Origin of the sequence: Ruminococcus sp. AF17-12 (assembly GCF_003479245.1) — a bacterium.
GTDB lineage: Bacteria > Bacillota > Clostridia > Lachnospirales > Lachnospiraceae > Blautia_A > Blautia_A fusiformis.
The window spans coordinates 50,353-75,923 of the sequence record NZ_QUGY01000013.1; the positions used below are offsets into that span (position 1 = coordinate 50,353).

Genomic DNA, 25,571 nt, shown 5'->3' on the forward strand with positions numbered 1-25,571 from the left:
GAAAAAGTGGAAGAAAAAAGAAGAGAAGAATGGATGGCCATTTTAAGACAAAGCCGGCTCTGCAGAAACCTGGAAGAAAAAGAACTCCTAAACCTCATGGAGCAGGAAGGAACGGTGCGGACTTATTCCAGAGGGGAGCGGATCTTTCAGGAAACAGACCGGCCGGATTCGGTTTATATGCTTCTTAACGGAAGTGTGATCATCGCAAAAGAGACGTTTTCCGGAAAAAGGATCCTTCTGGCGCAGCTGGAAGATCCAGGGGCTCTGTTCGGGGAGGTTTATGCCTTTATGGAGAAAGCTTCCTATGACATGTATGTGGAAGCGCTGACGCAGGTTTCCGTTCTGATCATGAGCAGCCGGATCTTTACAGACAGGGAAGAAAATAGTTTAAGCCGGAAACTTCGGGAAAATCTTCTTGAGGTTTTTGCCGGGAAGGCTTACAATATGAACCGGAAGCTTCGGATCCTTGGAAGTGGCAGTCTCCGGGAGCGGATCGTCCGTTTCCTTGTAGAATGCCAGGACAGTGAAGGACAGATCCACATGAATCTTTCCAGAGAAGAGATGGCGGATTATTTAAACATTACCAGGCCGTCTCTTTCCAGAGAACTGGGAAAGATGCAGGAAGAAGGAATCCTGGAACTTGACAGGCGTCAGATCCTTGTGAAAGATCAGGAAAAAATGGAGTTATATCTGTAAGGTAACATATGTTACCGAAGAATCTCCGGGATTTTTGTATGATGTCAGTGAAAACAAAAAAACATTTGCAGAAATATAAAAATCAGGGAGAGATGATATCATGATAAGAAAGATCGTACACATTGAGGAAGAGAAATGCAACGGCTGTGGTGCCTGTGCAGCTGCCTGCCACGAAGGAGCTATTGCCATGATAGACGGCAAGGCAAAACTGATCCGGGATGATTACTGTGACGGACTGGGAGACTGTCTTCCGGCCTGCCCTGCCGATGCGATCCGTATTATAGAGCGGGAAGCCGCAGATTATGACGCGGAGGCAGTGGAAAAAAGAATGAAGCTTAAGAAAACAGAGGCCTCGATGCCAGCAGGGAAGCCACACGTGTGCCCCGGAAGTATGGCAAGAAGCCTTAATAAAAAGCAGGAACCGCCGGTGCAGGCAGAGCAGAAAAAAGTTCCCCAAAATGCAGGGGAACAGACAAGCCGCCTTGCCCAGTGGCCCGTACAGATCAAACTGGTTCCTGTCAATGCACCATATTTTGAAAATGCACAGCTTCTGATCGCGGCAGACTGTACTGCCTACGCTTATGCAGGTTTTCATGAGAAATTCATGAAAGATCATGTGACGCTGATCGGATGCCCCAAACTGGATGAGGGAGATTATGCAGATAAGCTTGCAGAGATCATAGGAAATAATTCCATCCGGAGTATCCGTATCGTCCGCATGGAAGTTCCCTGCTGCGGAGGCATCGAGAATGCAGTGATCCGTGCCATGGAGCGAAGCGGAAAGATGATCCCATGGCAGGTAGTGACCATTGCCTGTGACGGCACGATCAGGGAGGAGCTGTAAGGAAAGGAATAAAAACAGCATGAGTGAAGAAACACTGGAGATTTCTTTTGATGAAATAGAGAAGGAACGGGAAAAATATCTTCTGGTAGATACCCGTGATAAAGTAACTGTGGAATATGGAATGATCCCGGGAGCGATTTCTGTTCCGGAGCAGGAACTGGAAGAACGGGCAGAAGAACTGAAAGGGGATAAGATTCCGGTTCTTTACTGTACCAGAGGACTTTTCAGCCAGGAAGGGGCAGGGATGCTCCGGGAAAAAGGAATTCCCGCACTGAGCCTGAAGGGTGGATATACAGGCTGGCTTTTCCAGCAGATGCGGAAAGAGTCCAATAAAGGGGACAGTGAAGAAGAGGAAAATGAAGCAATGGAACAGCGCCGGAAAGATATCGAGCTGAGTATCCGCAAGAAGTTCCACAAGCAGCTGTTTTCCAGATTCGCCAGAGGAATCAACGACTATGAACTGGTGAAGCCGGGAGACAAGATCGCGGTCTGTATTTCCGGTGGTAAGGATTCCATGCTGATGGCCAAACTGTTCCAGGAGTTGAAACGTCATAACAAGTTTCCTTTTGAATTGGTATTTCTTGTGATGGATCCGGGATATAATGAGGCCAACCGTGCGGTGATCGAACACAACGCCAAGCTTCTCGGAATCCCGATCACAGTATTTGAGACTGAGATTTTTGATGCAGTTTACAATGTGGAAAAATCTCCGTGTTATCTCTGCGCCCGTATGCGGAGAGGATATCTTTACAGCAAGGCAAAAGAACTTGGATGCAACAAGATCGCCCTTGGACATCACTATGATGATGTGATTGAGACCATCCTGATGGGAATGCTTTATGGAGCACAGGTACAGACCATGATGCCGAAACTCCACAGCACAAACTTCGAAGGGATGCAGCTGATCCGCCCTATGTATCTGATCCGGGAGGCAGATATCAAGCACTGGAGAGATTACAATGACCTGCATTTTATCCAGTGTGCCTGCAAGTTTACCGATACCTGTACTACCTGTCGTACAGATGGAACCAGTGTTTCCAAACGAATGGAGATCAAGAATCTTATTGCAGAGCTTAAGAAGGTAAATCCTCATATTGAAAGCAATATTTTCCGAAGTGTGGAAAATGTGAATCTTCATACAGTCATTGCCTATAAGAAAGATGGTGTGAAACATTCCTTCCTGGAAGGGTATGACGACTGAGAGATATAAATAATAAAAGCTGCCACCGGAGTTATGGGCCTGTTTGAGGCTTGCGGTTCCGATGGCAGTTTTTGCTTTTGGGTATATGAAATTATGGGGTAAATGTGTATTGTGAACATTTACGTGATCTATATGTTCTGCTTTGCAGCATGCTGGGCGCGGGCTTTTTCTCGCTGCCTGGTAAGGTCATAGTATTCATCAGAGACGATCCCACGGCTGGAAAGTGCTTCGTAAGTTTTCTGCTGTGCGGGGGTCATTTTCATTCCAATGGCGGAATTGACATCTGTCAGCACGCAGCCTGTTTTTTCTACCAGCCAGAAAAGAGCGGAATCATCTTCCGGGATCATTTTCCAGATTTCGTTTTCCGTATATGGTAAAAGGGCCATAAGGGTCTTCAAATGTCCGTCCTGGATTAGGCGGTAATCCCCATCCGGCATGATGATGCCGTCACCGTAGAGTTCTTTTTTCTTTTCCATTTCTTTCAGAAGTTCTTCTGTAAGTTTCATGATCGGCTCCTTGAGATTTGCTGCTTGGGGCAGCTTTTTTGTGCTGTTTTAACCGAATCAAGGAAGTCCCCTGCGGGGTTGCGAATATCCGTTTGACTACGAGTTAAAAAAATAACGAACAGCGCCTATATTGTATGAAGAGAAGATCAAAATGTCAATAGGTTAAAAAATATTTTTAGCTGTTTAACAAGAGTTACAATTGTGCAATATGGATATTTTTTCGGAATGATGCGTTAAATCTATGTAAAATTCGTCGTAAAACAGGGACTCCTGTGGTATAATAAGAATATTCAAAAAATTCGAGGAAGGACGATGCAGATGTTGAAAAACTGGAACCCGGAACAGATTCCGGAAAAAGAGGATATCAAAGTGCGTTTAAGTGCTGCAAGAACCAGATTATATGAATTGCAGATGGCTCTGAAAGAGCATAAGATTCCGGTGATCGTGCTGTTTGAAGGCTGGGGAGCTTCCGGAAAAGGAAGTACTATAAGTAAAGTGATCAAGAATATCGATCCTCGTTTCTTCAAAGTTGCGACTATGTCAGCACCTACAGAGGAAGAACTTCGGAAACCATTTCTTTACCGATATTTCAGGGAAATCCCGGAAGCGGGCAAGTTTACATTCCTGGATTCAGGATGGATGGATCAGACCTGTCGTGAACGTATGGATAAAAAGCTGAAGGGTGACAATTATTCAAAACGGATTGACAGTATCCGGAGATTTGAACGTCAGCTGACGGATAATGGATATGTACTCCTGAAATTTTTTATGCAGATCGATCGGAAAGAACAGGAAAAACGTATGGGCATCCTTCTGGAAAGCAAGGATACCAGATGGAGAGTCAATGAATATGATCTCTGGCAGAATGATCATTATAAGAAGTGCAGAAAGATTTTCGACCAGTATATGCAGGATACCAATACATCTGCGGCTCCATGGTATATTGTCGATGCCGGTGACCGGAAGTGGGCAGAACTGCAGGTACTGGAAACCATGATTAGCAATATAGAGGTTGCCATGGAAAACAGCAAACATGCAGTGCCGATCCTGCAGAATGTTTTTCCTCTGATGGAGATGCCCAGATTAAGCGAGATTCCTCTGGATGGAAAAGAAGTGGGGGATGAAGAGTACAAGGCTGAGCTTAAGGAACTGCAGGCAAAGCTTGGAAGCCTGCATAACCGTCTTTACCGAAAAAGAGTGCCTGTGATCATCACCTATGAAGGCTGGGATGCTGCCGGAAAGGGAGGAAATATCAAGAGGATCACGGAGGCTCTTGATCCCCGTGGATTTGAGGTACATCCTATCGCAAGTCCGGAGCCTCATGAAAAAGCCCGTCATTATCTGTGGCGTTTCTGGACAAGGCTTCCCAAGGATGGTCACATTGCCATCTTTGACCGGACGTGGTACGGAAGAGTGATGGTAGAACGTCTGGAGGGCTTCTGCAGCGAGAATGACTGGAGACGTGCCTACAATGAGATCAATGAATTTGAGAAGGAGCTTTCTGACTGGGGCGCTGTGATCGTGAAATTCTGGGTCCACATTGATAAGGACACCCAGCTTGCCAGGTTCAACGACCGCCAGAGCAATCCGGAAAAACAGTGGAAGATCACGGATGAGGACTGGAGAAACCGTGAAAAATGGGATCAGTATGAAACAGCAGTAGATGAGATGCTTCAGAAAACCAGCACTGCTTATGCACCATGGCACATTCTGGAATCCGTAGATAAGAAATATGCAAGGCTGAAGGCGCTTCGGATCGTGATCGAAGAAATTGAGAAAGCGCTGAAATAAGAGATAAAAGCTGCGGCAGGATAACAGATATTCTGCTGCAGCTTTTTGTCTGAAGAGAGATGAATCAATTCCGGAGATAGTTTCGCATACTGCGAAGAGCATGTTTTTCCAGTCGGCTGACCTGAGCCTGGGAGATACCAATCTCATCAGCTACCTCCATTTGGGTTTTTCCCTCGTAGAAGCGGAGATCGATAATGTGACGTTCACGCTCTCCAAGCCGGTTCATGGCATCTCGAAGAGAAATATCCTCCACCCAGTTTTCTTCCAGGTTCTTTTTATCACTGATCTGATCCATAACATATAGGGTATCTCCGCCTTCGGAATACACGGGCTCAAAAAGGCTTACCGGGCTCTGGATCGCATCCATGGCATAGACGATCATTTCCTTGTCGATACCGATCTCATCAGCGATTTCTGCAATGGTAGGCTCTTTGAGATGCTGCCGCATATAGTTTTCCCGGGTATAGATGGTTTTGTAAGCGATATCCCGCAGAGAACGGCTGACCCGTATGCTGTTGTTATCACGGAGATATCTTCGGATCTCTCCGATGATCATGGGAACTGCATAGGTGGAAAATTTTACCTGAAGAGTGGTGTCGAAATTATCGATCGCTTTGATCAGGCCGATGCAGCCGATCTGAAAAAGGTCATCCGGATTTTCACTGCTGTTCTGAAAACGCCGGATCACGCTTAAAACAAGCCGCAGATTGCCTTTGATGTACAATTCCCTGGCTTCTTCATCGCCAGCTTTGATTCTTTTAAAGAGCTCCGCCTTTTCTTCCTGATCGAGAACGGGAAGGGTTGAGGTATTTACTCCGCAGATTTCAACTTTATTCAGTGCCATCTTAGAATCCTCCTTGTCTTGTCAGTACATTAAGATGATTCTCAGAGGGCGGTTGAAATATACTTTTTCAGGGAAAATATAAAAAATAAAGGGCCTTGACAATAAGGAGGTATTTATTCTCCGGACAGCAGTTTTTCATTACGGAAATCAACAAGGATGATATCTTCGCCGATCTGGCGGATGCAGTCCCATGGAATGGAATATTCATTTTCTTTGGAAAAACACCAGCAAAATTTTCCCGGTTCCGGCATGATCAGGGCTTTCAGACGTGCGGTTTCACAGCAGAATTCCACATCAAGAGGGCAGCCAAGACTGCGGCAGGTATGGATATTGATCACTTCTTTTTGTTTCAGCTCACAGATGCGCATAAATTCATCACCTGGTATGATTTTATGGAAAATCTGTAAAATTTATGCAAGTCCGATTATTGACACATTATGTGCATTTATTTTATAATAAAAACAAATTTAGTAATGATTTACTGATCCGGAAAGGGGGAGAGTTCTGTGAGATGTCCGTTCTGTAACCAGGATAATACAAGAGTTGTAGATTCCAGACCTGTAGAGGATACCAATTCCATCCGCCGCCGCCGTCTCTGTGATGCCTGCGGAAAGCGTTTTACAACTTATGAGAAGGTGGAAACGATTCCGCTGACTGTGATCAAGAAGGATCAGAACCGGGAAAGCTATAAACGTTCCAAGATCCAGGATGGTGTTCTTCGTGCTTGCTATAAGCGCCCCATTCCCATTGAGAGAGTGGAAGAGATGATCGATTCCATAGAAGGAGATATTTTCCGGTCAGAAGACCGTGAGATCAGCAGTACCAAGATCGGAGAGATCGTTATGGAGCATCTGAAGGATCTGGATGCGGTGGCGTATGTACGATTTGCGTCTGTATACAGAGAGTTTAAAGATGTCAGTACCTTTATGGATGAGCTGAAGAAGCTGATCAATTAAGAGATTAAATGAATAGACTGCAAATGCAGGAGATTTCAGGCCGATTGTCAAAAGACAACCGGCCTTTTTTGAAACATGAATGTTCGATTTTTCAGAGATCGTAAAAGTGGATACAAAAAAACAGGAACCGCCTGGGAAAAATCCTCTGCGGTCCCTGCTATAAATATATATTAATGATTCAGGAAACTTAATTAAACAATACCCTGAGCTTTCATAGCGTCAACAACTTTTTCGAAGCCGGCGATGTTTGCACCTACAACATAGTTGTCTTCCATACCGTAACGTTTAGCAGCGTCATCAGCTTTGTGGAAGATATCGATCATGATGTGGTGGAGTTTCTCATCAACCTCTTCTCTTGTCCAGGAAAGTCTCATGGAGTTCTGGCTCATCTCAAGTGCAGATGTGGCAACACCGCCAGCGTTTGCGGCTTTACCAGGCATGAAGAGAACACCGTTCTCCTGAAGGTATGTTGTTGCATCAAGAGTAGTAGGCATGTTTGCACCTTCAACGACGTATTTGCAGCCATTTGCAACCAGTGTTTTAGCTCCGTCAAGACCAAGCTCGTTCTGAGTAGCACATGGAAGGTAGATATCACATTTGATATTCCAGATGCCAAGTCCCTCAGTGTAGGTAGCACCCTCAACACGGTCTGCATATTCTTTGATACGTCCACGTTTTACTTCTTTGATATCCTTTACGACGTCAAGGTTGATTCCGTTCGGATCGTAGACATATCCGTTGGAGTCGTTCATTGCAACAACCTTGGCACCAAGCTGAGTAGCTTTCTCAACAGCGTAAATAGCTACATTACCGGAACCTGTTACAACGATTGTTTTTCCTTCTACGGAATCATTGTGAGCTTTGGCGATCTCGTTGAGCATGTATACAACACCGTAACCGGTAGCCTCTGTACGGATCAGGGAACCTCCGAAGGAAAGACCCTTTCCTGTAAGGACACCCTCATAAAGGCCACGGATTCTCTTATACTGTCCGAAGAGATAACCGATCTCACGTCCGCCGACACCGATGTCACCAGCCGGAACATCTGTATCTGCGCCGATATATTTGCAAAGCTCTGTCATAAAGCTCTGGCAGAATGCCATAACCTCTCTGTCAGATTTACCCTTAGGATCGAAGTTGGAGCCACCTTTTCCACCGCCGATCGGAAGACCTGTAAGAGAGTTTTTAAAGGTCTGCTCAAAACCAAGGAATTTCAGGATACCCTGATTTACAGAAGGATGGAATCTTAAGCCGCCTTTGTATGGTCCGATGGCGCTGTTGAACTGAACACGATATCCCTTGTTAACCTGTACAGTTCCGTTATCATCGATCCACGGTACTTTGAAGGAGATGATCCTCTCTGGCTCTACAAGACGCTCAAGGATAGAAAGTTTACGATACTCTTCCTCATTTTTGTCAATTACGACTTTAAGGGAATCGAGAACTTCCTTAACTGCCTGATGGAATTCTGGCTCGCCAGGATTCTGTGCTACAACTCTTTCATAAACTTCTTCTGTGTAAGACATTGTTGTTTCCTCCTCATCACATATTAAATTGCGTTGAAAACTAAATTCGAGTGCTATTATACATTAACATGCTAAAAAAGGGAAGTGCTAAATTTAATTTTTTTAAATTTTTATTTCTTGCGTTGAAAGCCTAAATGTGAGATGATATAGAATAAATATTTTTTGACTATGAAATTAAAATGGTTAAATAATAGTGAAAATTAGAAGAGGAGTGGTTTTTATGAGAACATTCGGGAAATCATCAAAGCTTGACAACGTGCTGTACGATGTGCGCGGACCGGTTGTGGATGAGGCTGCCAGAATGGAAGAAGATGGAATGGAGATTCTGAAGCTGAATATTGGTAATCCGTATCCGTTTGGGTTTTCAGCACCTCAGGAAGTGATCCTGGATATGCTGAGTAATGTTCGTACTTCCCAGGGATATTCCGATTCCAAGGGCATTTTTTCTGCAAGAAAAGCGATCATGCAGTATGCACAGCTTCGCGGGATCCCGGGAGTTACCATTAATGATATTTATACGGGAAATGGTGTCAGTGAACTGATCAACCTCTGTATGCAGGCGCTGCTTGATAACGGGGATGAGATCCTGATCCCGGCTCCGGATTATCCGTTGTGGACAGCTACTGCAACACTGGCAGGCGGAAATGTAGTTCATTATATCTGTGACGAACAGTCTGACTGGTATCCGGATATTGAGGATATCAAGAGCAAGATCACACCAAGGACCAAGGCGATCGTTATCATCAATCCCAATAACCCTACAGGTGCAGTATATCCGAAGGAGATCCTGGAACAGATCGCAGACATTGCAAGAGAAAATGAGCTGATCATCTTTTCTGATGAGATCTATGACCGTCTTGTTATGGATGGATATAAACATACTTCGATTGCATCCCTTGCACCCGATGTGTTCTGTGTAACATTTTCAGGCTTGTCCAAGTCTCATATGATCGCAGGTTTCCGCATCGGATGGATGATCTTAAGTGGTGCAAAAAGTAAGGCGAAGGGTTATATAGAGGGAATCAATATGCTCTCTTCCATGCGTCTCTGCTCAAATGTTCCGGCACAGTCTATTGTACAGACTGCACTTGGCGGATATCAGAGTGTCAATGAATATACGCAGCCGGGCGGACGTGTTTATGAGCAGAGAGACTTTATTTACAAGGCACTGAATGATATTCCGGGAATTTCCGTTGTAAAACCACATGCGGCATTTTATATATTCCCGAAGATCGATACTGAGAAATTCAATATTTTCAATGATGAACAGTTTGCTTTGGATTTTCTTCATGAGAAACAGGTGCTTGTTGTTCCGGGCAAGGGATTCAACTGGAACCAGCCGGATCACTTCCGTATTGTTTATCTGCCGGATATCCGCCAGCTTGACAAGGCAATGAAGAAGATGAAAGAGTTCTTTGCTACATATAAGCAGGGCTGATCGCAGATAGACAAGAAGAGATTTGCGATCCGCATTCGCTGCCTGCTCATAACCGATAAACTGTAAAGCAGGTATTCGGTTATATTTTCGGCATAGACCGGAACCGAAAAAAATGTTATAATATATCTGAAATATCCCGGCCAGCTACGCCGGGATATACAAATAAGACCAGAATTGCTTGAGAGGGGAATGAGGAGGGACCGTTATCGAACAGCAATAAAACAGAAATCGAAAGGGGAAATAACTGATGAGCAAATTCAACATGAAAGTGACACCTGAGATTGAGAAACTTACCCAGATCTGTCGTGAGAATGACAAACTGGATCTGTCTTTATATGGCAAATACGATGTCAAGCGAGGCTTGCGTGACCTGAATGGAAAGGGTGTCCTTGCAGGACTGACCCAGATCTCCAATGTCCAGGCAACGAAGATCGTGGACGGAAAAGAGGTTCCCTGCGCAGGTAAGCTTTCTTATCGCGGGTATGACATTAAGGATCTGACAAATGGTTTTATCAATGACCGGCGCTTCGGTTTTGAGGAAGTAACCTATCTGCTTCTTTTCGGAAAGCTTCCGGATCAGGAAGAACTGAATGGATTTTCCGGGATTCTTGCGAACCAGCGTATGCTTCCGCGGAATTTTGTAAGGGATGTCATTATGAAGGCACCATCCAGAGATATTATGAACGCTCTGTCAAGAAGCGTGCTGACACTTTATTCCTACGACAAAGACCCGGATAATATTGAACTGGAGAATGTGCTCCGTCAGTGTATCAACCTGATCAGCGTTTTCCCGCTGTTATCTGTTTATGCATATCAGGCCTATAACCACTATGAGAAAGGCAAGAGTCTTTATATCCATCAGCCTAAAAAGAAGCTTTCCACAGCTGAGAATATCCTGCGTCTGTTAAGACCGGATAAGAAGTATACGGCACTGGAGGCAGAGATCCTTGATATTGCTCTGATCCTTCATATGGAGCATGGCGGTGGTAATAACTCTACTTTTACTACACATGTGGTTTCCTCTTCCGGGACAGATACGTATTCTGCGATCGCGGCAGCACTAGGTTCTCTGAAAGGCCCGAAACACGGCGGTGCCAACATCAAAGTCGTAAAAATGTTTAACGATATGCGTAAACACGTACATGACTACAGTGATGAAGAGGAGATCAGTGCATACCTTAAGAAGCTTCTTCATAAAGAGGCCTTTGATAAACGTGGACTGATCTATGGTATGGGACATGCGATCTATTCTGTTTCAGATCCACGTGCAGAAGTCTTTAAAGGCTATGTGGAACAGCTTGCAAGAGAAAAGGGCAGAATGAAGGATTATCAGCTGTATGCTGCAGTAGAGCGTCTTGCACCAAAGGTTATCGCAGAGGAGCGTAAGATCTATAAGGGTGTCAGTGCCAATGTGGATTTTTACAGCGGATTTGTTTACAGCATGCTGGATCTGCCGCTGGAGCTTTACACACCGATGTTTGCTATTGCACGTATCGTAGGCTGGAGCGCACATCGTATGGAAGAGCTTATCAATGTGGATAAGATCATCCGTCCCGCATATAAGAATGTCCTTCCGGAAGCAGAGTATATTCCTCTTTGCGAGCGATAGGAAAGGACTGAGGTGGAATAGATGTTCAGATGTTTTTTTCCGGATGAATATCTGGATTCTGCGTATGGGATCGATTATGAGAAGCTGTACAAAGAAGGATACAGAGGGTTGCTCTTCGATATCGATAATACTATTGTTCCCCACGGGGCACCGGCAGATGACCGGGCAAAGAAACTGTTTGAAAAGCTAAGGGCTCTCGGGTTTCGATACTGTTTTGTATCCAATAACCAGAAACCTCGTGTAGAGCCCTTTGCCAAAGCAGTAGAGGGGGATTTTATAGAAAATGCCCATAAACCGGCTGGGAAAAATTATAAAAAAGCCTGCCAGGTGATCGGAACCGATCTTGACAGGACGATTTTTATAGGAGATCAGCTGTTTACGGATATTTATGGAGCAAAGAGGGCGGGGATCCGGACGATCCTTGTGAAACCGATTCATCCAAAAGAGGAGATCCAGATCGTGCTGAAGCGTTATCTGGAAAAAATAGTATTACATTTTTACCAAAAAGAGGAGGGAAAGAATTCATGAACCATATTGTAATCATCGGCTTTATGGGTTCAGGAAAGACACGAGTTGGAAAGAGACTGGCGAAGGACCTGGGGCTTCCGTTTATTGACGTGGACAGACTGATCGTGAAAAAAATGAACATGTCAGTAAAGGAGATATTTGAACGCTTTGGAGAAGCATTTTACCGTGCGCTGGAGACTATGGCAGTCAAGGAACTGTCCACAGACAGCGAACGGAAGGTAATCTCTGTAAGTGCGGGATTGCCTCTTCAGGAGCAGAACCAGAAATATCTCCAGAGTATGGGAACGATCATCTATCTGAAGGGATCTGCCGCAACGTTGATCAAACGTCTGGAAGGAAGTAACAATCCCACATTGGAAGGAACTGAGAATAAAGAAGAGAAGATCAAGAAACTTCTGAAACAGAGAGATCCGGTTTATGAGAAGTTTGCGGACATTAAAGTTGTCACAGGAGTGAAGCCTTTTGATGAACTGATCGCAGAAATTGAAGAAAAATTGAAGGCTTAAACAAAAAAACAGTTGAAAAATGGCAAAAGGTATTATAGAATAATCCATAGCGAAAAAGAACCGCATATATTAAGGAGGAAATATTTATGATTTCAGCAGGTGATTTCAAAAATGGTATCACACTTGAAATTGATGGAAACGTATGTCAGATCGTTGAATTCCAGCATGTAAAACCAGGAAAAGGCGCAGCCTTTGTAAGAACAAAATACAAGAACATTATCACAGGCTCTGTATTAGAGAAATCCTTCCGTCCTACAGAGAAATTCCCGGTAGCACGTATTGAGCGTGTAGATATGCAGTATCTGTATCAGGATGGTGGTTTATACTACTTCATGAATACAGAGACATATGATCAGGTTGGTCTTACAGAGGAGCAGGTTGGCGATTCTCTGAAATTTGTTAAGGATAATGAGATGGTTAAGGTTTGCTCTCATAACGGAGAGGTATTCGCGATCGAGCCACCTCTTTTTGTAGAGCTTGAGGTTATTGAGACAGAGCCAGGATTCGCAGGAAATACAGCACAGGGTGCTACCAAACCGGCAACTGTTGAGACAGGTGCACAGGTTCAGGTTCCTCTGTTCGTAAATCAGGGCGACAAACTGAAGATCGATACAAGAACAGGTGAGTATCTCTCACGTGTATAATGCAGCAAAAAACCCGCGTACGCGGGTTTTTTTGTGCCATAAAATTAAAAGATCATTTTGACAGTATTTAAAATACCAAAGTTTGAATGCATATTCCAGACTGCACAGGTAAGAAAAAACGGTACAGTCTGGACTTTTTTTGAAATATCCTTGACACGAAAAATCATTCTGGTATAATTAAACCCAGTCAAAAAACTGACTAAGAAGTTCGTCTGTCCACCAGAGATGACCGGAAATGATCCGGTTACAGAAGTCTTTTAAGGGCTTGTACTGGTTTCGACGGGGGCTTTGAAGTTAGGGAAGCCATCCGCAGACTCCTGGACTGCGTACCAACCGGGAACTAAATATAAACGCAGACGAAAAGTTAGCGTTAGCAGCCTAAGCTGCTCGTCAGCCCCGTTGCACTCACACATCGGGAATCTGGCGTCGACCATGTGAGAAACCTTGCCGGGTAAGCTTTGCCCCGGTAGATGTATCATGAAGCTACTGAAGCAGTAAGCCTGTCGGTGGGCGTACTGCCGAGGGAATGTTAAATCAGCGACTGTGATGGGAGATGCCTTAAGGGATAGGCTTTCGGACAGGGGTTCGATTCCCCTCAGGTCCATTTATGGAACGTCCCGGAAAGACAGCATTTATGCGGCTTTCCGGGAATTTTTTTTACTTTCTTTATTACTCGTGGATATCAGGAAATTCTTCGCAGATACAGAAAGCGATGGTGATAGAATGAAAAAAACTCTGCTTAACAGAAAAAAGCAGAATAAGAAATCTGATTATTATGATTATAATCTGGTAGCTGTTATTGTACTGCTGGTGTGCTTTGGACTGGTCATGCTTTACAGCACCAGTTCATATATGGCAGAAGTGAATTATGGCAACGATATGTTTTATTTTAAGAAACAGGCACTGATCAGTGCAGCATGTCTGATCGGAGCGTTATTTATTTCAAAAATACTGGATTATCATATCCTTCTTCCTTTTACAACTGCGTTGTATGTGGCTTCGCTGATCCTTATGGGACTTGTGCGGACTCCGCTGGGACATTCCTCTCATGGTGCTACCAGATGGCTGTATATCGGACCGATCAACTTCCAGCCTGCCGAGCTGGCAAAGATCGCGGTTATTATCATGATGGCTTACATGATCGGAAAAATGGGACGAAAGGTGAAAACTTTAAAGAGCTGTATGATCCTGGGACTTCCGGGGGCAGGACTTGCGCTTGCGGCTTATATACTTACAGATAATCTGAGTACAGCCATGATCATTCTGGGAATAACAGTTGGAATGGTGTTTGTGGCACATCCGGATATGCGTCCGTTTATTGCTGTGGCAGCGGCAGGAGTGATCCTTATTGTGATCGGAGTACTTTTTCTGGTTGCGACGACCAAGAACAGTGACAGCTTCCGTGTTATGCGAGTACTTGTATGGCTTCAGCCTGAGAAATATTCCGATGAAGGCGGTTATCAGACGCTGCAGGCATTGTATGCCATTGGCTCCGGAGGGCTTTTTGGCCGCGGGCTTGGAAATAGTATCCAGAAGCTTGGAAGTGTTCCGGAAGCACAAAATGATATGATCTTTTCCATTATCTGTGAGGAGCTTGGAATTTTCGGAGGGATTTTTGTACTGATCCTGTTCGGATATCTTTTGTACAGGTTGTTTTTTATTGCGCAGAATGCACCGGATCTGTTTGGCTCACTGATCGTTACCGGGATTTTTATACATATTGCGCTGCAGGTGATCCTTAACATTGCCGTTGTACTGAATCTGATGCCCAATACAGGTGTCACCTTGCCCTTTATCAGTTACGGAGGAACGTCCATTGTGTTCCTGATGCTGGAGATGGCAATAGCTCTCAGCGTGGCCCGTCAGATAAAATTTCAAGAGTAAAATAGTTTTAAAATCAAAATATTTTTGCCCTGGAGCCATTTTTTGGGAAAATCCTCTTGACAACTGTTTTTGCAGACTATATACTTTGCTCAAAAAGAGGAAACAGATTCGATCTGTAACGATTAAAGGAGAGAATAAGACATGTTAGAAAAAATGAAAGAAATGCTTGCAGAGCAGTTAAATTGTGAGGCATCTACAATCACACCGGAGACATCTTTCAAGGATGATCTTGGTGCAGATTCTCTTGACCTGTTTGAACTGGTCATGGCTCTTGAGGATGAGTACAATGTTGAGATCCCGGCAGAGGAGCTTACAGATCTGAACACAGTTGGAGATGTGATCGATTATCTTAAGAACAAAGGCGTAGAAGCATAAGCAGAAATCTAGGATCCTCTGGGACGACAGTGTCTCAGAGGATTTTTTTTGTATATGCGAAGATACATGAGAGGGATGGCAGGGTATTCCGCCGGAAAACCTATGGACATTTTGAAGGATTTGGGTATATAATAGCACCTATAAAGAGAAACAACAAAAACGAGGAGAAAAGAAATGACAAAGATCAGAACAAGATTTGCACCGAGCCCTACAGGAAGAATGCATGTGGGTAATTTAAGAACAGCTCTTTATGCTTATTTGATCACAAAACATGAAGGCGGAGATTTTATCCTCCGTATTGAAGATACAGACCAGGAACGTTATGTGGAGGGAGCTGTAGATATCATCTACCGTACTCTTGAGAAAACAGGACTTCTCCATGATGAGGGACCGGACAAGGATGGCGGATTTGGCCCGTATGTACAGAGCGAGCGTCAGGCAACAGGCATGTATCTGAAATATGCCAAACAGCTTATTGAGCAGGGAGATGCATATTACTGCTTCTGCGGCAAGGAAGAACTGGAAAGCATGAAACGTACTGTTGCAGGTAAGGAGATCTCTATTTATGACAAGAGATGTCTCCATCTTTCCAAGGAAGAGGTTCAGCGCCGTTTGGATGCAGGTGAGCCGCATGTTATCCGCTTTAATATGCCAACAGAGGGAACCACTACATTCCATGATGTTATTTACGGAGATATCACCGTTAACAATGAGGAGATGGAGGATTTGATCCTGATCAAATCTGACGGTTATCCGACCTACAACTTCGCAAATGTAATTGATGATCACCTTATGGGAATCACACATGTTGTAAGAGGTAACGAATACCTTTCCTCTTCACCGAAGTATAATCGTATTTATGAGGCATTCGGATGGGAAATCCCGACCTATGTTCATTGTCCGCTGATCACAGACGAGACACATCAGAAGCTTTCCAAGAGATGTGGACATTCTTCCTATGAAGATCTGATCGATCAGGGATTTGTGACAGAGGCAGTGATCAACTATGTTGCACTCCTTGGATGGAGCCCGGCAGACAACCGTGAGATCTTTTCTCTTCCGGAGCTTGTGGAGGCATTTGATTATCATCATATCAACAAATCACCGGCAGTTTTTGACATTGCCAAGCTGAAATGGATGAATGGTGAGTATATCAAGAAGATGGATCCGGAGGCATTCTATGAGAGAGCACTTCCGTATCTGAAAGAAGTTCTGAAAAAAGACTTTGATCTTAAGAAGATCGCAGGAATGGTTCAGACCAGAATTGAAGTATTCCCGGATATTCCGGAGCTTGTAGATTTCTTTGAGGCAGTTCCGGAGTATGACAGTGCGATGTACCGCCACAAAAAGATGAAAACAACAGAGGAGACTTCTCTTGCAGTTCTCAAGGAAGTGCTTCCGGTACTGGAAGCACAGGAGGATTATACCAATGATCCGCTGTATGCATCTTTAAGCGCTTTTGTAAAGGAGCACGGATATAAGAATGGTTATGTTATGTGGCCACTTCGTACAGCAGTATCCGGCAAGCAGATGACACCGGCCGGTGCAACAGAGATCATGGAGATCATTGGCAAGGAAGAGACACTGAAACGTGTACATGCAGCAATCGAAAAGCTTGAAAATAAATAAGAGTGTGATCGATAATCCAGTTATGAAACGAAATCCATCTCAGAAAAGGGCGATCGCCCACCTGTCAGGACCTATGATGGTTCTGGCAGGCCCCGGTTCGGGGAAAACTTCCGTCATAGTAGAAAGAACAGCACATATGATCCAGGAAGGGAAGATACCGGCTTCCTCTGTTCTTGTTGTGACTTTTTCCAGGGCAGCAGCAGTGGAAATGAAAGAACGGTTTCTGAAATTTACCAGTGTTCAGCGAACCGGCGTTACTTTCGGGACTTTTCACGGAGTGTTTTACGGGATCCTCAAACAGGCTTATGGTCTGAATGGAGGAAATATCCTGTCAGAAGAAGAAAAATATGCGATTTTAAGAGAACTGGTGGTAAACTGTGCTGCAGAACAGTCCCAGGAAGGGGATTTTGTGGAAGATATTGCCAAGGAGATCAGTGTTGTAAAGGGTGGAAGAATCGCTCTGGAGCATTATTATTCTTCCTGCTGCCCGGATGAAGTGTTCCGACAGATCTTTCAGGGATATCGAAAATTCCTGAATGAAAGAAGAAAACTTGACTTTGATGATATGCTGTTGAGCTGTTATGAACTTCTGAAAAAACGAAAAGATATCCTGTCTGCATGGCAGAAAAAGTTTCACTATATTCTGGTGGATGAGTTTCAGGATATCAATCATCTTCAGTATGATATCGTGAAGATGCTGGCAGCACCGGAGAACAATCTGTTTGTGGTGGGAGATGATGATCAGTCTATCTATCATTTTCGTGGCGCTCGCCCGGAGATCATGCTGAATTTCCCGGAAGATTTTAAAAATGCGGAGACGGTGATCCTGAATATCAATTACCGGTGCAGTGGAAATATCTTGGATACAGCCATGAAGGTGATCAATTACAATGAAAACCGTTATGCAAAAAAACTTTCCACACCAAATGAACCGGGAGAGCCGGTGCAGATAAAAGAATTTCGAAATCCCAGAGACGAATATATGGCAGTTGCAGGCCTGCTGCGGAATCGGATGGAAGAAGGGGATAATATTGAAGATACAGCGCTGCTTTTCAGGACTAATCAGGAAACCGAAGGACTGGTCGCTGCGTTGATGGAGTATGGGGTTCCTTTCACTATGAAGGAAAAACTGCCCAACCTGTTCCGACACTGGATTTGCCGGAATATGATCGCTTATTTGAAAATGGCAGAAGGAGACCGGAGCCGCAGTACATTTCTGGAGATCATGAACCGGCCAAACCGATACATAGCCAGAGACGCTCTGACAGAAAAAAACGTTGATTTTAAAGCATTGGGAGAGTTTTACAAAGACAAAGACTGGATGTGTGACAGGATCACAACGATGGAGACACATCTTCGGATCTTAAAGACTATGGCCCCTTATGCAGCTATTAATTTTATCCGGAATGGCATGGGATACGAAGAATACTTGCAGGAATATGCAAGGTATCGTAAAATAAAACCGGAAGAGCTTATGGAAACCCTGAACCGGATCCATGAAAGTGCCAGAGGAATGAAAACATTGGAAGAATGGATGGCCTATATGGACGAGTATACCAGAAAGCTGGAAGAACAGGCGAAGAAACAGGATGTGAAACGGGAAGGAGTGGTGATATCCACTCTTCATGCGGTCAAAGGTCTGGAATATGACAATGTATATATCATGAATGTAAATGAAGGTAGCATGCCTTATCGGAAGGCAGTCCTGGAGGCACATCTGGAGGAAGAACGGAGGCTTTTCTACGTTGGTATGACACGGGCAAAGAAGAAACTCTGCCTGTATTATGTAAGACAGCAGTATGAGAAGGAACGGGAACCGTCCCGTTTTCTTGAGGAGGCCGGATTATGAATGGGATTATTTATTATACGAAGATCAGAGATGAATATAACGGCAAGAACATGGAGCATATGATCGGGGAAAAGCTTCTGGAAATCGGACTTGAGCGGGAATTTGGACGGAAGCTTGCTTTTGAGCCTCGGTCAAAGGGGGAACATGGGAAACCGTTTTTTACCCTGCTTCCAAGAATTCATTATAATATCACACATTCCGGAAAATATGTGATGTGTCTGTTTGCCGGAGAAGAGGTGGGCATTGATGTGCAGATCCACAAGAAGGTAAATTACGAACGGCTCCTTGAAAGAATGGTGCCGGCAGATATGATACGGGAAATCCTGGATGCAGATGATATGGAGAAAGCCTTTTTTGCCCAGTGGGTTTTGAGAGAGGCATATATCAAATGGACCGGAGAGGGACTGTCCAGGGATCTGCGTACGATTTCCATGGATAAGGGAAATTACATAATGCTGGAGCTGGAACCGGGATACAGTGGTGCAATCTGGTCCAGAGACAGCCTGGAATTACGATTTGAATACGAAGACATCATTTTGAGATAGCAAATAGAGACGATGAAATGAACAAAGAGATGAAACGCAGCTTCAGGATTTTCATTCTGAAGATCCTGGCAGTTGTTTTTGTGCTGTGCATATGTTATTTTTTATATGCATTTGTTTACCGTGCAAAAACTGAGCTGCCCACAAAAGCTGTGGTGACAAACCGAGGTGCTGCAGTGTATACACTGCGGGGACAGAAACAGATGCTTTCCCAGAAAGAGGATTTCTCTTATTTTGCCTTTGATGGGAGAGAAAAAGAGAAGGAATATGGAACATATGTCATTCCCGGGCTGAAGAATACCAGGACGCTGCTCACAAAAAAGGGTGCCACTCCTGCCATGTGTACGTCCATGACGCCTCAGGGACTGGCGGTTACAGAGGATTATGTGCTGGTCAGCGCTTACTGCAGCACACAGAAACATAATTCGGTCATTTATGTGATCGATAAGGAAAAACATAATTTTATTAAAGAAGTGATACTGCCTGGACAGCCTCATGTGGGAGGACTTGCCTATGACCCGGAGCATAAGTTATTATGGTATTCCTCCAATATCAACGGGATCGCACAGGCAGTGAGTATAAAGATGGATACAATAGAAGCCTACGATTATGATGACAGCCATCTGCCGGTGGATACTTTCCAGATAGTCAGTCTTTATGGGATCGTGAGAGATTCTTTTATGACCTTTTATAAGGGATGTCTGTATGTAGGCTGCTTTGAAAAATATAACGAAAGTGTAATTGCACGATACGGAGTTGACGAAGAGGGAAAACTGATCAATACCATGGACGAGAAACTGGGCATGGATTTTGAAATGGCAGTTCCGTTGGATTATTCCACCATATCGGAGCAGGTTCAGGGAATTGCTTTTTATAATGATAAGCTTTTGATCTCTCATTCTTTTGGAATCCTGCCATCCAGGCTGGTGTTTTATGAACAATCCGATAAGCGTTTGTATGTAAACGAGAATTCTGCCAGAACTTATCGTTTTCCGGAACGACTGGAACAGATCGTGGTGGAGGGTGACAGCCTTTATGTGATGTTTGAATCCTGTGCCTATGCATACCGTGCGTCCTCCGTAAATATTGTGGATCGGGTCCTGAAGCTGAATCTTTCGAAGATGGAGACCTATGACGAAGAAGAAAGTCTTTTTTTTCTGTCGGAATAAAGAAAAAACGAGAGAGCATCAAAAAAGACAACAGGTACTAAATCCGGCATGTCCGCAATATATTTAAGTGTAAGAGGTGAAAACATGGACGCAAACCAGATCCAGAACCTGTTTGCCAGTAATGTCCGCCAGCTTCTGGTGGATGCAGACCTTGATTATGATAAATTATATGAGATACGTCTCCGCGTGGGAAGACCTCTGTTCCTCACTTATGATGGGGGAGAATGTTTCCTCCGGCAAAAAGATACAGAACCTTATCTGGTTACGCGGGAGGATCTTAAGGAAACACTGGAGTATGTCAGCGGCTATTCCCTGTATGCTTATGAAGATGAGATTCGCCAGGGGTTTTTGAGTGTACAGGGTGGGCACCGTGTAGGAGTTACCGGAAAGGTGATCCTGGACGGAAACCGTATCCGTGGGATGAAATATATTTCCTGCATCAATGTCCGTCTGGCACATGAGATCCAGGGATGTGCAGAAGAAGTGCTGCCATATATCCAGACAAGAGAGCAGATCATGCATACCTTGATCGTTTCTCCGCCCAGATGTGGGAAGACCACGCTTCTTCGGGATATCATCCGGCAGATGAGTAATGGATGGGGAAATATTTCCGGTGTTACGGTAGGAGTAGTCGATGAGCGCAGTGAGCTGGCCGGATGCTATCAGGGGATCCCTCAGAATGACCTTGGAATGCGTACGGATATCCTGGACGGCTGTCCGAAAGCAGAAGGGATGCAGATGCTGATTCGGTCAATGTCGCCGGTTGTGGTTGCTGTGGATGAACTTGGAAAAGAAGAAGATTTCAAGGCTGTGGAATCAGTTATCCACTGTGGATGTCGTCTGATCGCAACTGCACATGGAGCTTCCATGGAAGAAACATTATCCCAGCCGTTTTTCCGGAAATTGTGGGAAGCGCGGGTTTTCCAGAGATATATTTTTCTGGGAAAGCATGAACGTGCAGGAATCGTGGAAGGAATCTATGATGAAAATGGGAAATGCCTATGTACCGGATTGTAGGATGTATTCTGGTAGTGGCGGCAGGAGCCGGAATGGGATTTTCCGGAAGTATGAGACTTTCGGAGCAGATCCGTATACTGGAAAAACTGCTTCAGATGGTGATCTGCCTGAAAGGCGAGATCCGCTGCGGGAATGCATCACTGCCGGATGCTTTTTATGGAGCCGCAGGAAGAATGAATGGAAAATACAGAGAGTTTCTCATCAGTGCCGCGGACAGGATGAAAGCGGGAACAGGAGAAAAACTTTCACAGATATGCAGGGAATGTGCGGAAAGCGCCCTGAAAAAAAGCTGCCTTACCCATGGGGAAAAGGACGCTTTTTTTTCTTTCGGAGAATATCTGGGCTATATGGATCTGGAAATGCAGATGCGACAGCTTTCCCTGTATGAAAATAATTTGGAAGCAGAGATATTGAAGCGGAAAGCGGAGGTTTCCGGAAAGAAAAAACTGTACCAGGGAATTGGGATTCTTGGAGGCCTGCTGCTTGCGGTTCTCCTGGTATAGTATTGTTTATCAGACAGTAGTAGGAAGGACAGGCTTTCAGAAGAAAAGGAGGGATCATTTGGAGGTCAGTATCATATTTAAGATCGGTGCAGTAGGGATCCTGGTCTCTGTTCTTTCTCAGATCCTGAAACATAGCGGAAGGGAGGAACAGGCTTTTCTGGTGAGTTTTTCAGGACTTCTTTTAGTACTGTTCTGGATCGTGCCGTATATTTATGAGCTTTTTAAAAATATCCAGCAGCTTTTTGTACTGTAGGGGAGGGAAAGAACCGTGGATATTCTGAAGATTTCTGTTCTGGGAACAGCGGGGGTTCTTCTGGGAATTCTTCTGAAAGACCGTGCACCGGAGTATGTAAGCCTTGTTACGATGGGAATAGGTCTTGTGATACTGGGATTAGCGGTAGGGAAGATCAGCTATCTGTTCCAGTCCCTGGAGAGACTGAAACAGAGTCTCCCGATTGATGGAAGCTATATCACTACTTTGCTGAAGATGATCGGGATCACCTATATCGGACAATTTTCATCCGGTATATGCAGAGATGCAGGATATTCCTCCACTGGTGCACAGATCGAACTGTTCTGCCGGTTATCTGTAATGGTTTTAAGTATGCCGGTTCTTCTGGCACTGCTGGATACTATACAGGGATTTCTTGCATGAAAAGATATTGGTCAGAGATTTGTGCAGCCCTGTTTCTTGCTGTAGTTATAAACTGTTTTGGCGGTGTGATCGTTTATGCTTCTTCGGCGGAACAACAGATCACAGATCAGATGGAGCTTACCAACCTGCAGTCCATGGTAGATGAGATGCTTGGAGAAAAAACATTTTCTGTTACAGAAGCGTTTCACAGACTGTTGTCAGGGGAAGAGGTGCTTTCGGAGGAGAGTGTGCGGGAATTTTTGCACAGTCTCCTTTTTTATGGCATTGAAAGAGAAAAAGAGCTGATCGTGAAGTTACTGCTTCTGCTGTTGTTCGCTGCCGTTTTTTCCGGGTTTGCCGGTGCCTTTGATAACGGGCAGGTGGGAGAGATCAGTTTTTATGTGGTGTATCTTCTTGTTTTTACTCTTCTGATGAACAGTTTTTCCGGTTTGAGTGCATCACTGCTTTCAATACTTGCGTGGATCACGGAGTTTATGAAGGAACTCTCACCGGTGTATTTTATGGCAGTGGCAGCAGCGTCAGGTGCATCCAGTGCAGCTGCTTTTTATCAGGGAGTACTGCTTCTGGTGTGGCTTTTTCAATGGATCCTGGAACAAGTACTGCTTCCCGGAGTGAGTTTATATATTCTTCTGAGATTTGTAAATCATCTTTCCAGGGAAGAAATGCTGGGAAAAATGGCTGAGCTGATCGAGACGGTGATCTCCTGGGGGCTTCGGACATTACTTGGAGTGGCAGCAGGACTGCAGGTGGTGCGTGGGCTTGTAGCTCCGGTAATGGATTCTCTGAAGCGGAGTGCTGTGGGAAAAACTGCCGGTGCTCTTCCTGGGATCGGGAGCGCGGTAAATGCAGTTACGGAACTGGTCCTTACCACAGCTGTTCTTGTAAGAAACAGTCTGGGCATTGCGCTTTTACTGGTGATCCTGGCGGTGGGGGCGGGGCCATTGGTCCGATATGGACTTTTGTCACTGACTTATCGCTTTCTGGCGGCTGCGGCGCAGCCTGTATCAGACAAACGGCTGGTAGAAGCCTTTGGTACCATGGCAGAGGGATGTGCACTTCTGATGAGAATCCTGTTTACTGCGGAAATTTTATGTATGCTTACATTTCTGATCCTGATGGCAGGAGGAGGCTTGGGATGAGAACAGAACTTTATCAGTGGATGAAAAGCCTGGCTTTTTTTCATGTACTTACTACAGCACTTCTGCATATTCTGCCTGATAAGCGTTATGAGCAGTATATACGGCTGTTTATGGGGCTTCTGTTGGTGCTTTTGATCTGTACGCCTATATTTGCCGTAGTGGGAAAAAGTGAAAAACTTCTGTCCGGATTCAGCAATAATTATGGGAGAGAAGAACAGGTACGTATGAAGACAGAAGCAGAAGGAATAAGGGAAACATTTCTTAAAGGAGCATATGAACAGGAGTTGAAGGATCAGGTTCAGGGTATCCTCAGGAAAGAAGGGGTTTTTTCGGCAAAAACAGAAGTAGATATGGAGAAAGAACTTCAGCTGACCATAACACTTTATGGAACAGTCACAGAAAAACAGAGGGAGGCGGTGAAAAATGAGCTCGAAAGAATCTGCGGACTCAGGAAAGGACAGTATCAGATCCTGGCTTCTGAGGATGGGATGGAAGGAGTGGGGAGTTTTCCTTCTTCTGGGAATCCTTCTTCTGGTGGCAGGACTTCCGGTAACCCGAAAGAACAGTAAAACAGCAGAGAATCAGAATGCGGAGAAAACCCGCCTGGAGAGCCGCCTTGAGGAACTGCTTTCCAATGTGGAAGGAGTCGGAGAAGTGGAAGTGATCATTATGACCGGGGATGAGGGAAATACGGAAAACTTTTCCATAAGCAGCAAAAATGAAGTTACCGGTGTGCTGGTGGCGGCCCAGGGAGCAGGCAGCGCAGTGACAGTCCAGAATATTCAGCAGGCAATTATGGCATTATTTCAGATCGACGCTAATAAAATTAGAATAATGAAAATGAAATGAGGAGAGTAGAAGTGAAAAAGATCATGAAGAAAAATCAGGTAATCATCACCTCGCTGGCCATTCTCATTGCTGTGGCCGGATATCTGAATTTCGCAGATGTGGATCTGGGATTTAAGGATAAGGAGACGAGTACAGACAGCAGCAGTATCCTGGATGACGTGGATTATGACCTGACCGATGAAACAGCCCTTCTGGATGAGAACGGGGCAGATGGCACAACCCAGTCGGAGGTGATGGATACCGCATCCCCGGGCGAGGCCGTACTTACCGGTGCTTCGGATTTTGCAGCACAGGCAAAAGTCAGCAGGGAGCAGGTGCGTTCCCAGAACAAAGCGGACCTGCAGGCGATCATCAGTAATAAAGATATCAGCGAAGAGGAAAAACAGAATGCTATTAACACAATGGTTTCCATGACAGATCTTACAGAAAAAGAGGCGGCTGCAGAGCTTCTTCTGGAGGCGAAGGGCTTTGAAAATGTGATCGTAAATCTAACGGGTGAAACTGCGGATGTTGTGGTGCCGGATGCAGATCTGGAGGATGCAAAACGTGCACAGATCGAGGATATTGTAAAGAGGAAAACCGGTGTGGCAGCAGAGAGCATTGTGATCACGCCTCTGAGTCAAAGTAAAAATGCATCGGATGTCATAAATACTGCAGATGAAGCTGAAAAAAATACGGGAGGTGCAGAGGATAATGCGGAAAGTACAGGTGAGGAGGTGCAGGATACCGCTGCATCTGTGGAAAGCGATCCGGCGGATCAAACATCTGAGGACGCAGAGACGGCTGCAGATATCCAGAACGATCAGACTATTGATACAGAGGGAATTTACGACTGAATTGCCTTGACAGCAAAGCCTTGTCTATACTAGAA

At 44.8% G+C, this 25,571-nt stretch carries 28 protein-coding genes and 1 other RNA gene; 25 read left to right on the forward strand and 4 right to left on the reverse strand.

Going from position 1 to position 25,571, the window contains the following annotated elements:
• The first annotated feature begins 6 nt into the window (after positions 1 to 6).
• The 3 genes from DWW77_RS13705 to DWW77_RS13715 all read left to right on the forward strand — a co-directional run bounded on the left by DWW77_RS13705 (position 7) and on the right by DWW77_RS13715 (position 2,741).
• Entirely contained in the window at positions 7 to 696 is a 690-nt protein-coding gene (locus tag DWW77_RS13705) for a Crp/Fnr family transcriptional regulator (protein ID WP_021650714.1), read from the forward strand.
• 100 nt (positions 697 to 796) lie between these two features.
• Entirely contained in the window at positions 797 to 1,540 is a 744-nt protein-coding gene (locus DWW77_RS13710) for an ATP-binding protein (RefSeq protein ID WP_114001748.1), read from the forward strand.
• Positions 1,541 to 1,559: 19 nt separating this feature from the next.
• The gene (locus tag DWW77_RS13715) at positions 1,560 to 2,741 is read left to right on the forward strand and encodes a PP-loop family protein (protein ID WP_021650711.1); all 1,182 of its coding nucleotides are present in this window, start codon (positions 1,560 to 1,562) and stop codon (positions 2,739 to 2,741) included.
• A 128-nt stretch (positions 2,742 to 2,869) separates the two neighbouring features.
• Here the strand turns inward: DWW77_RS13715 and DWW77_RS13720 are convergent, their stop codons facing one another.
• A complete protein-coding gene (locus DWW77_RS13720; RefSeq protein ID WP_021650710.1) occupies positions 2,870 to 3,247 on the reverse strand; it encodes a hypothetical protein in 378 nt (125 codons plus the stop codon).
• A gap of 318 nt (positions 3,248 to 3,565) precedes the next feature.
• On the opposite strand from DWW77_RS13720, the gene pap reads away from it, so the two are divergent.
• Positions 3,566 to 5,038 (forward strand): polyphosphate:AMP phosphotransferase, encoded by a 1,473-nt coding sequence (gene pap / locus DWW77_RS13725; RefSeq protein ID WP_044960998.1) that lies wholly within the window; start codon positions 3,566 to 3,568, stop codon positions 5,036 to 5,038.
• Between the two features lie 64 nt (positions 5,039 to 5,102).
• Here the strand turns inward: pap and sigG are convergent, their stop codons facing one another.
• Together sigG and DWW77_RS13735 are read right to left on the reverse strand one after the other, a co-directional pair.
• Positions 5,103 to 5,882: an RNA polymerase sporulation sigma factor SigG gene (sigG, locus tag DWW77_RS13730; protein WP_015524423.1), complete on the reverse strand. Its 780-nt coding sequence runs from the start codon at positions 5,880 to 5,882 to the stop codon at positions 5,103 to 5,105.
• 113 nt (positions 5,883 to 5,995) lie between these two features.
• Positions 5,996 to 6,250, reverse strand: a complete 255-nt coding sequence (locus DWW77_RS13735) for a YlmC/YmxH family sporulation protein (protein ID WP_015524424.1) — start codon at positions 6,248 to 6,250, stop codon at positions 5,996 to 5,998.
• A gap of 138 nt (positions 6,251 to 6,388) precedes the next feature.
• Between DWW77_RS13735 and nrdR the strand changes: the two genes are divergently transcribed.
• Positions 6,389 to 6,838 (forward strand): transcriptional regulator NrdR, encoded by a 450-nt coding sequence (gene nrdR, locus DWW77_RS13740; protein WP_021976805.1) that lies wholly within the window; start codon positions 6,389 to 6,391, stop codon positions 6,836 to 6,838.
• Positions 6,839 to 7,029: 191 nt separating this feature from the next.
• On the opposite strand, the gene gdhA is transcribed toward nrdR, so the two are convergent.
• On the reverse strand, positions 7,030 to 8,364 hold the full coding sequence (gdhA, locus tag DWW77_RS13745; RefSeq protein WP_021650707.1) for an NADP-specific glutamate dehydrogenase: 1,335 nt from the start codon (positions 8,362 to 8,364) through the stop codon (positions 7,030 to 7,032).
• A gap of 220 nt (positions 8,365 to 8,584) precedes the next feature.
• Here gdhA and DWW77_RS13750 point away from each other — a divergent pair, with 220 nt between their 5' ends.
• The 20 genes from DWW77_RS13750 to DWW77_RS13845 all read left to right on the forward strand — a co-directional run bounded on the left by DWW77_RS13750 (position 8,585) and on the right by DWW77_RS13845 (position 25,536).
• Positions 8,585 to 9,802: an aminotransferase class I/II-fold pyridoxal phosphate-dependent enzyme gene (locus DWW77_RS13750; protein WP_015524426.1), complete on the forward strand. Its 1,218-nt coding sequence runs from the start codon at positions 8,585 to 8,587 to the stop codon at positions 9,800 to 9,802.
• A gap of 247 nt (positions 9,803 to 10,049) precedes the next feature.
• On the forward strand, positions 10,050 to 11,411 hold the full coding sequence (locus tag DWW77_RS13755) for a citrate/2-methylcitrate synthase (protein WP_118608908.1): 1,362 nt from the start codon (positions 10,050 to 10,052) through the stop codon (positions 11,409 to 11,411).
• Between the two features lie 21 nt (positions 11,412 to 11,432).
• Positions 11,433 to 11,939 carry a YqeG family HAD IIIA-type phosphatase gene (locus tag DWW77_RS13760; RefSeq protein ID WP_118608909.1) on the forward strand — a complete coding sequence of 169 codons (507 nt, stop codon included), beginning with the start codon at positions 11,433 to 11,435 and terminating at the stop codon, positions 11,937 to 11,939.
• Positions 11,936 to 12,445, forward strand: coding sequence for a shikimate kinase (locus tag DWW77_RS13765; protein ID WP_118608910.1), 510 nt, complete (start codon positions 11,936 to 11,938; stop codon positions 12,443 to 12,445). Before DWW77_RS13760 ends, DWW77_RS13765 begins: the two co-directional genes overlap by 4 nt.
• Positions 12,446 to 12,531: 86 nt before the next feature.
• The gene (gene efp / locus DWW77_RS13770) at positions 12,532 to 13,089 is read left to right on the forward strand and encodes an elongation factor P (protein ID WP_118608911.1); all 558 of its coding nucleotides are present in this window, start codon (positions 12,532 to 12,534) and stop codon (positions 13,087 to 13,089) included.
• A 261-nt stretch (positions 13,090 to 13,350) separates the two neighbouring features.
• Positions 13,351 to 13,696, forward strand: a transfer-messenger RNA (tmRNA) gene (ssrA, locus tag DWW77_RS13775).
• Positions 13,697 to 13,812: 116 nt separating this feature from the next.
• On the forward strand, positions 13,813 to 14,973 hold the full coding sequence (locus DWW77_RS13780; protein ID WP_092070471.1) for an FtsW/RodA/SpoVE family cell cycle protein: 1,161 nt from the start codon (positions 13,813 to 13,815) through the stop codon (positions 14,971 to 14,973).
• Positions 14,974 to 15,114: 141 nt separating this feature from the next.
• Positions 15,115 to 15,348: an acyl carrier protein gene (gene acpP / locus DWW77_RS13785; RefSeq protein WP_015524431.1), complete on the forward strand. Its 234-nt coding sequence runs from the start codon at positions 15,115 to 15,117 to the stop codon at positions 15,346 to 15,348.
• A 174-nt stretch (positions 15,349 to 15,522) separates the two neighbouring features.
• A complete protein-coding gene (gltX, locus tag DWW77_RS13790; RefSeq protein WP_015524432.1) occupies positions 15,523 to 16,977 on the forward strand; it encodes a glutamate--tRNA ligase in 1,455 nt (484 codons plus the stop codon).
• On the forward strand, positions 16,964 to 18,826 hold the full coding sequence (locus tag DWW77_RS13795) for an ATP-dependent helicase (RefSeq protein ID WP_330603426.1): 1,863 nt from the start codon (positions 16,964 to 16,966) through the stop codon (positions 18,824 to 18,826). The genes gltX and DWW77_RS13795 overlap by 14 nt, the downstream gene beginning before the upstream one ends.
• Positions 18,823 to 19,371 (forward strand): 4'-phosphopantetheinyl transferase family protein, encoded by a 549-nt coding sequence (locus DWW77_RS13800; RefSeq protein ID WP_015524433.1) that lies wholly within the window; start codon positions 18,823 to 18,825, stop codon positions 19,369 to 19,371. The genes DWW77_RS13795 and DWW77_RS13800 overlap by 4 nt, the downstream gene beginning before the upstream one ends.
• A gap of 17 nt (positions 19,372 to 19,388) precedes the next feature.
• Complete coding sequence (locus DWW77_RS13805; protein ID WP_021650703.1) at positions 19,389 to 20,537, forward strand: YncE family protein; 1,149 nt, start codon at positions 19,389 to 19,391, stop codon at positions 20,535 to 20,537.
• An 84-nt stretch (positions 20,538 to 20,621) separates the two neighbouring features.
• Positions 20,622 to 21,554, forward strand: a complete 933-nt coding sequence (gene spoIIIAA / locus DWW77_RS13810; RefSeq protein ID WP_015524435.1) for a stage III sporulation protein AA — start codon at positions 20,622 to 20,624, stop codon at positions 21,552 to 21,554.
• Positions 21,539 to 22,057 carry a stage III sporulation protein AB gene (locus DWW77_RS13815; protein ID WP_021650701.1) on the forward strand — a complete coding sequence of 173 codons (519 nt, stop codon included), beginning with the start codon at positions 21,539 to 21,541 and terminating at the stop codon, positions 22,055 to 22,057. The genes spoIIIAA and DWW77_RS13815 overlap by 16 nt, the downstream gene beginning before the upstream one ends.
• A 58-nt stretch (positions 22,058 to 22,115) precedes the next feature.
• Entirely contained in the window at positions 22,116 to 22,310 is a 195-nt protein-coding gene (gene spoIIIAC / locus DWW77_RS13820; protein WP_021650700.1) for a stage III sporulation protein AC, read from the forward strand.
• Between the two features lie 15 nt (positions 22,311 to 22,325).
• The gene (locus DWW77_RS13825) at positions 22,326 to 22,712 is read left to right on the forward strand and encodes a SpoIIIAC/SpoIIIAD family protein (RefSeq protein WP_022426372.1); all 387 of its coding nucleotides are present in this window, start codon (positions 22,326 to 22,328) and stop codon (positions 22,710 to 22,712) included.
• Positions 22,709 to 23,851 carry a stage III sporulation protein AE gene (locus DWW77_RS13830; protein WP_118608912.1) on the forward strand — a complete coding sequence of 381 codons (1,143 nt, stop codon included), beginning with the start codon at positions 22,709 to 22,711 and terminating at the stop codon, positions 23,849 to 23,851. The genes DWW77_RS13825 and DWW77_RS13830 overlap by 4 nt, the downstream gene beginning before the upstream one ends.
• On the forward strand, positions 23,848 to 24,420 hold the full coding sequence (locus DWW77_RS13835; protein ID WP_173733882.1) for a stage III sporulation protein AF: 573 nt from the start codon (positions 23,848 to 23,850) through the stop codon (positions 24,418 to 24,420). The genes DWW77_RS13830 and DWW77_RS13835 overlap by 4 nt, the downstream gene beginning before the upstream one ends.
• Positions 24,386 to 24,700, forward strand: coding sequence for a SpoIIIAG-related protein (locus DWW77_RS13840; RefSeq protein ID WP_286188022.1), 315 nt, complete (start codon positions 24,386 to 24,388; stop codon positions 24,698 to 24,700). The genes DWW77_RS13835 and DWW77_RS13840 overlap by 35 nt, the downstream gene beginning before the upstream one ends.
• An 11-nt stretch (positions 24,701 to 24,711) precedes the next feature.
• A complete protein-coding gene (locus tag DWW77_RS13845) occupies positions 24,712 to 25,536 on the forward strand; it encodes a SpoIIIAH-like family protein (protein WP_044960974.1) in 825 nt (274 codons plus the stop codon).
• Positions 25,537 to 25,571 lie beyond the last annotated feature (35 nt).

Excerpts from the sequence above, each read along its gene's own strand:
- DWW77_RS13710 (WP_114001748.1), top strand. The coding sequence starts at position 797 with ATGATAAGAAAGATCGTACACATTGAGGAAGAGAAATGCAACGGCTGT.
- DWW77_RS13715 (WP_021650711.1), top strand. The coding sequence starts at position 1,560 with ATGAGTGAAGAAACACTGGAGATTTCTTTTGATGAAATAGAGAAGGAA.
- DWW77_RS13720 (WP_021650710.1), bottom strand. The coding sequence starts at position 3,247 with ATGAAACTTACAGAAGAACTTCTGAAAGAAATGGAAAAGAAAAAAGAA.
- pap (WP_044960998.1), top strand. The coding sequence starts at position 3,566 with ATGTTGAAAAACTGGAACCCGGAACAGATTCCGGAAAAAGAGGATATC.
- sigG (WP_015524423.1), bottom strand. The coding sequence starts at position 5,882 with ATGGCACTGAATAAAGTTGAAATCTGCGGAGTAAATACCTCAACCCTT.
- DWW77_RS13735 (WP_015524424.1), bottom strand. The coding sequence starts at position 6,250 with ATGCGCATCTGTGAGCTGAAACAAAAAGAAGTGATCAATATCCATACC.
- gdhA (WP_021650707.1), bottom strand. The coding sequence starts at position 8,364 with ATGTCTTACACAGAAGAAGTTTATGAAAGAGTTGTAGCACAGAATCCT.
- DWW77_RS13750 (WP_015524426.1), top strand. The coding sequence starts at position 8,585 with ATGAGAACATTCGGGAAATCATCAAAGCTTGACAACGTGCTGTACGAT.
- DWW77_RS13755 (WP_118608908.1), top strand. The coding sequence starts at position 10,050 with ATGAGCAAATTCAACATGAAAGTGACACCTGAGATTGAGAAACTTACC.
- DWW77_RS13760 (WP_118608909.1), top strand. The coding sequence starts at position 11,433 with ATGTTCAGATGTTTTTTTCCGGATGAATATCTGGATTCTGCGTATGGG.
- DWW77_RS13765 (WP_118608910.1), top strand. The coding sequence starts at position 11,936 with ATGAACCATATTGTAATCATCGGCTTTATGGGTTCAGGAAAGACACGA.
- efp (WP_118608911.1), top strand. The coding sequence starts at position 12,532 with ATGATTTCAGCAGGTGATTTCAAAAATGGTATCACACTTGAAATTGAT.
- DWW77_RS13780 (WP_092070471.1), top strand. The coding sequence starts at position 13,813 with ATGAAAAAAACTCTGCTTAACAGAAAAAAGCAGAATAAGAAATCTGAT.
- acpP (WP_015524431.1), top strand. The coding sequence starts at position 15,115 with ATGTTAGAAAAAATGAAAGAAATGCTTGCAGAGCAGTTAAATTGTGAG.
- gltX (WP_015524432.1), top strand. The coding sequence starts at position 15,523 with ATGACAAAGATCAGAACAAGATTTGCACCGAGCCCTACAGGAAGAATG.
- DWW77_RS13800 (WP_015524433.1), top strand. The coding sequence starts at position 18,823 with ATGAATGGGATTATTTATTATACGAAGATCAGAGATGAATATAACGGC.
- DWW77_RS13805 (WP_021650703.1), top strand. The coding sequence starts at position 19,389 with ATGAACAAAGAGATGAAACGCAGCTTCAGGATTTTCATTCTGAAGATC.
- spoIIIAA (WP_015524435.1), top strand. The coding sequence starts at position 20,622 with ATGGACGCAAACCAGATCCAGAACCTGTTTGCCAGTAATGTCCGCCAG.
- DWW77_RS13815 (WP_021650701.1), top strand. The coding sequence starts at position 21,539 with ATGTACCGGATTGTAGGATGTATTCTGGTAGTGGCGGCAGGAGCCGGA.
- DWW77_RS13830 (WP_118608912.1), top strand. The coding sequence starts at position 22,709 with ATGAAAAGATATTGGTCAGAGATTTGTGCAGCCCTGTTTCTTGCTGTA.
- DWW77_RS13835 (WP_173733882.1), top strand. The coding sequence starts at position 23,848 with ATGAGAACAGAACTTTATCAGTGGATGAAAAGCCTGGCTTTTTTTCAT.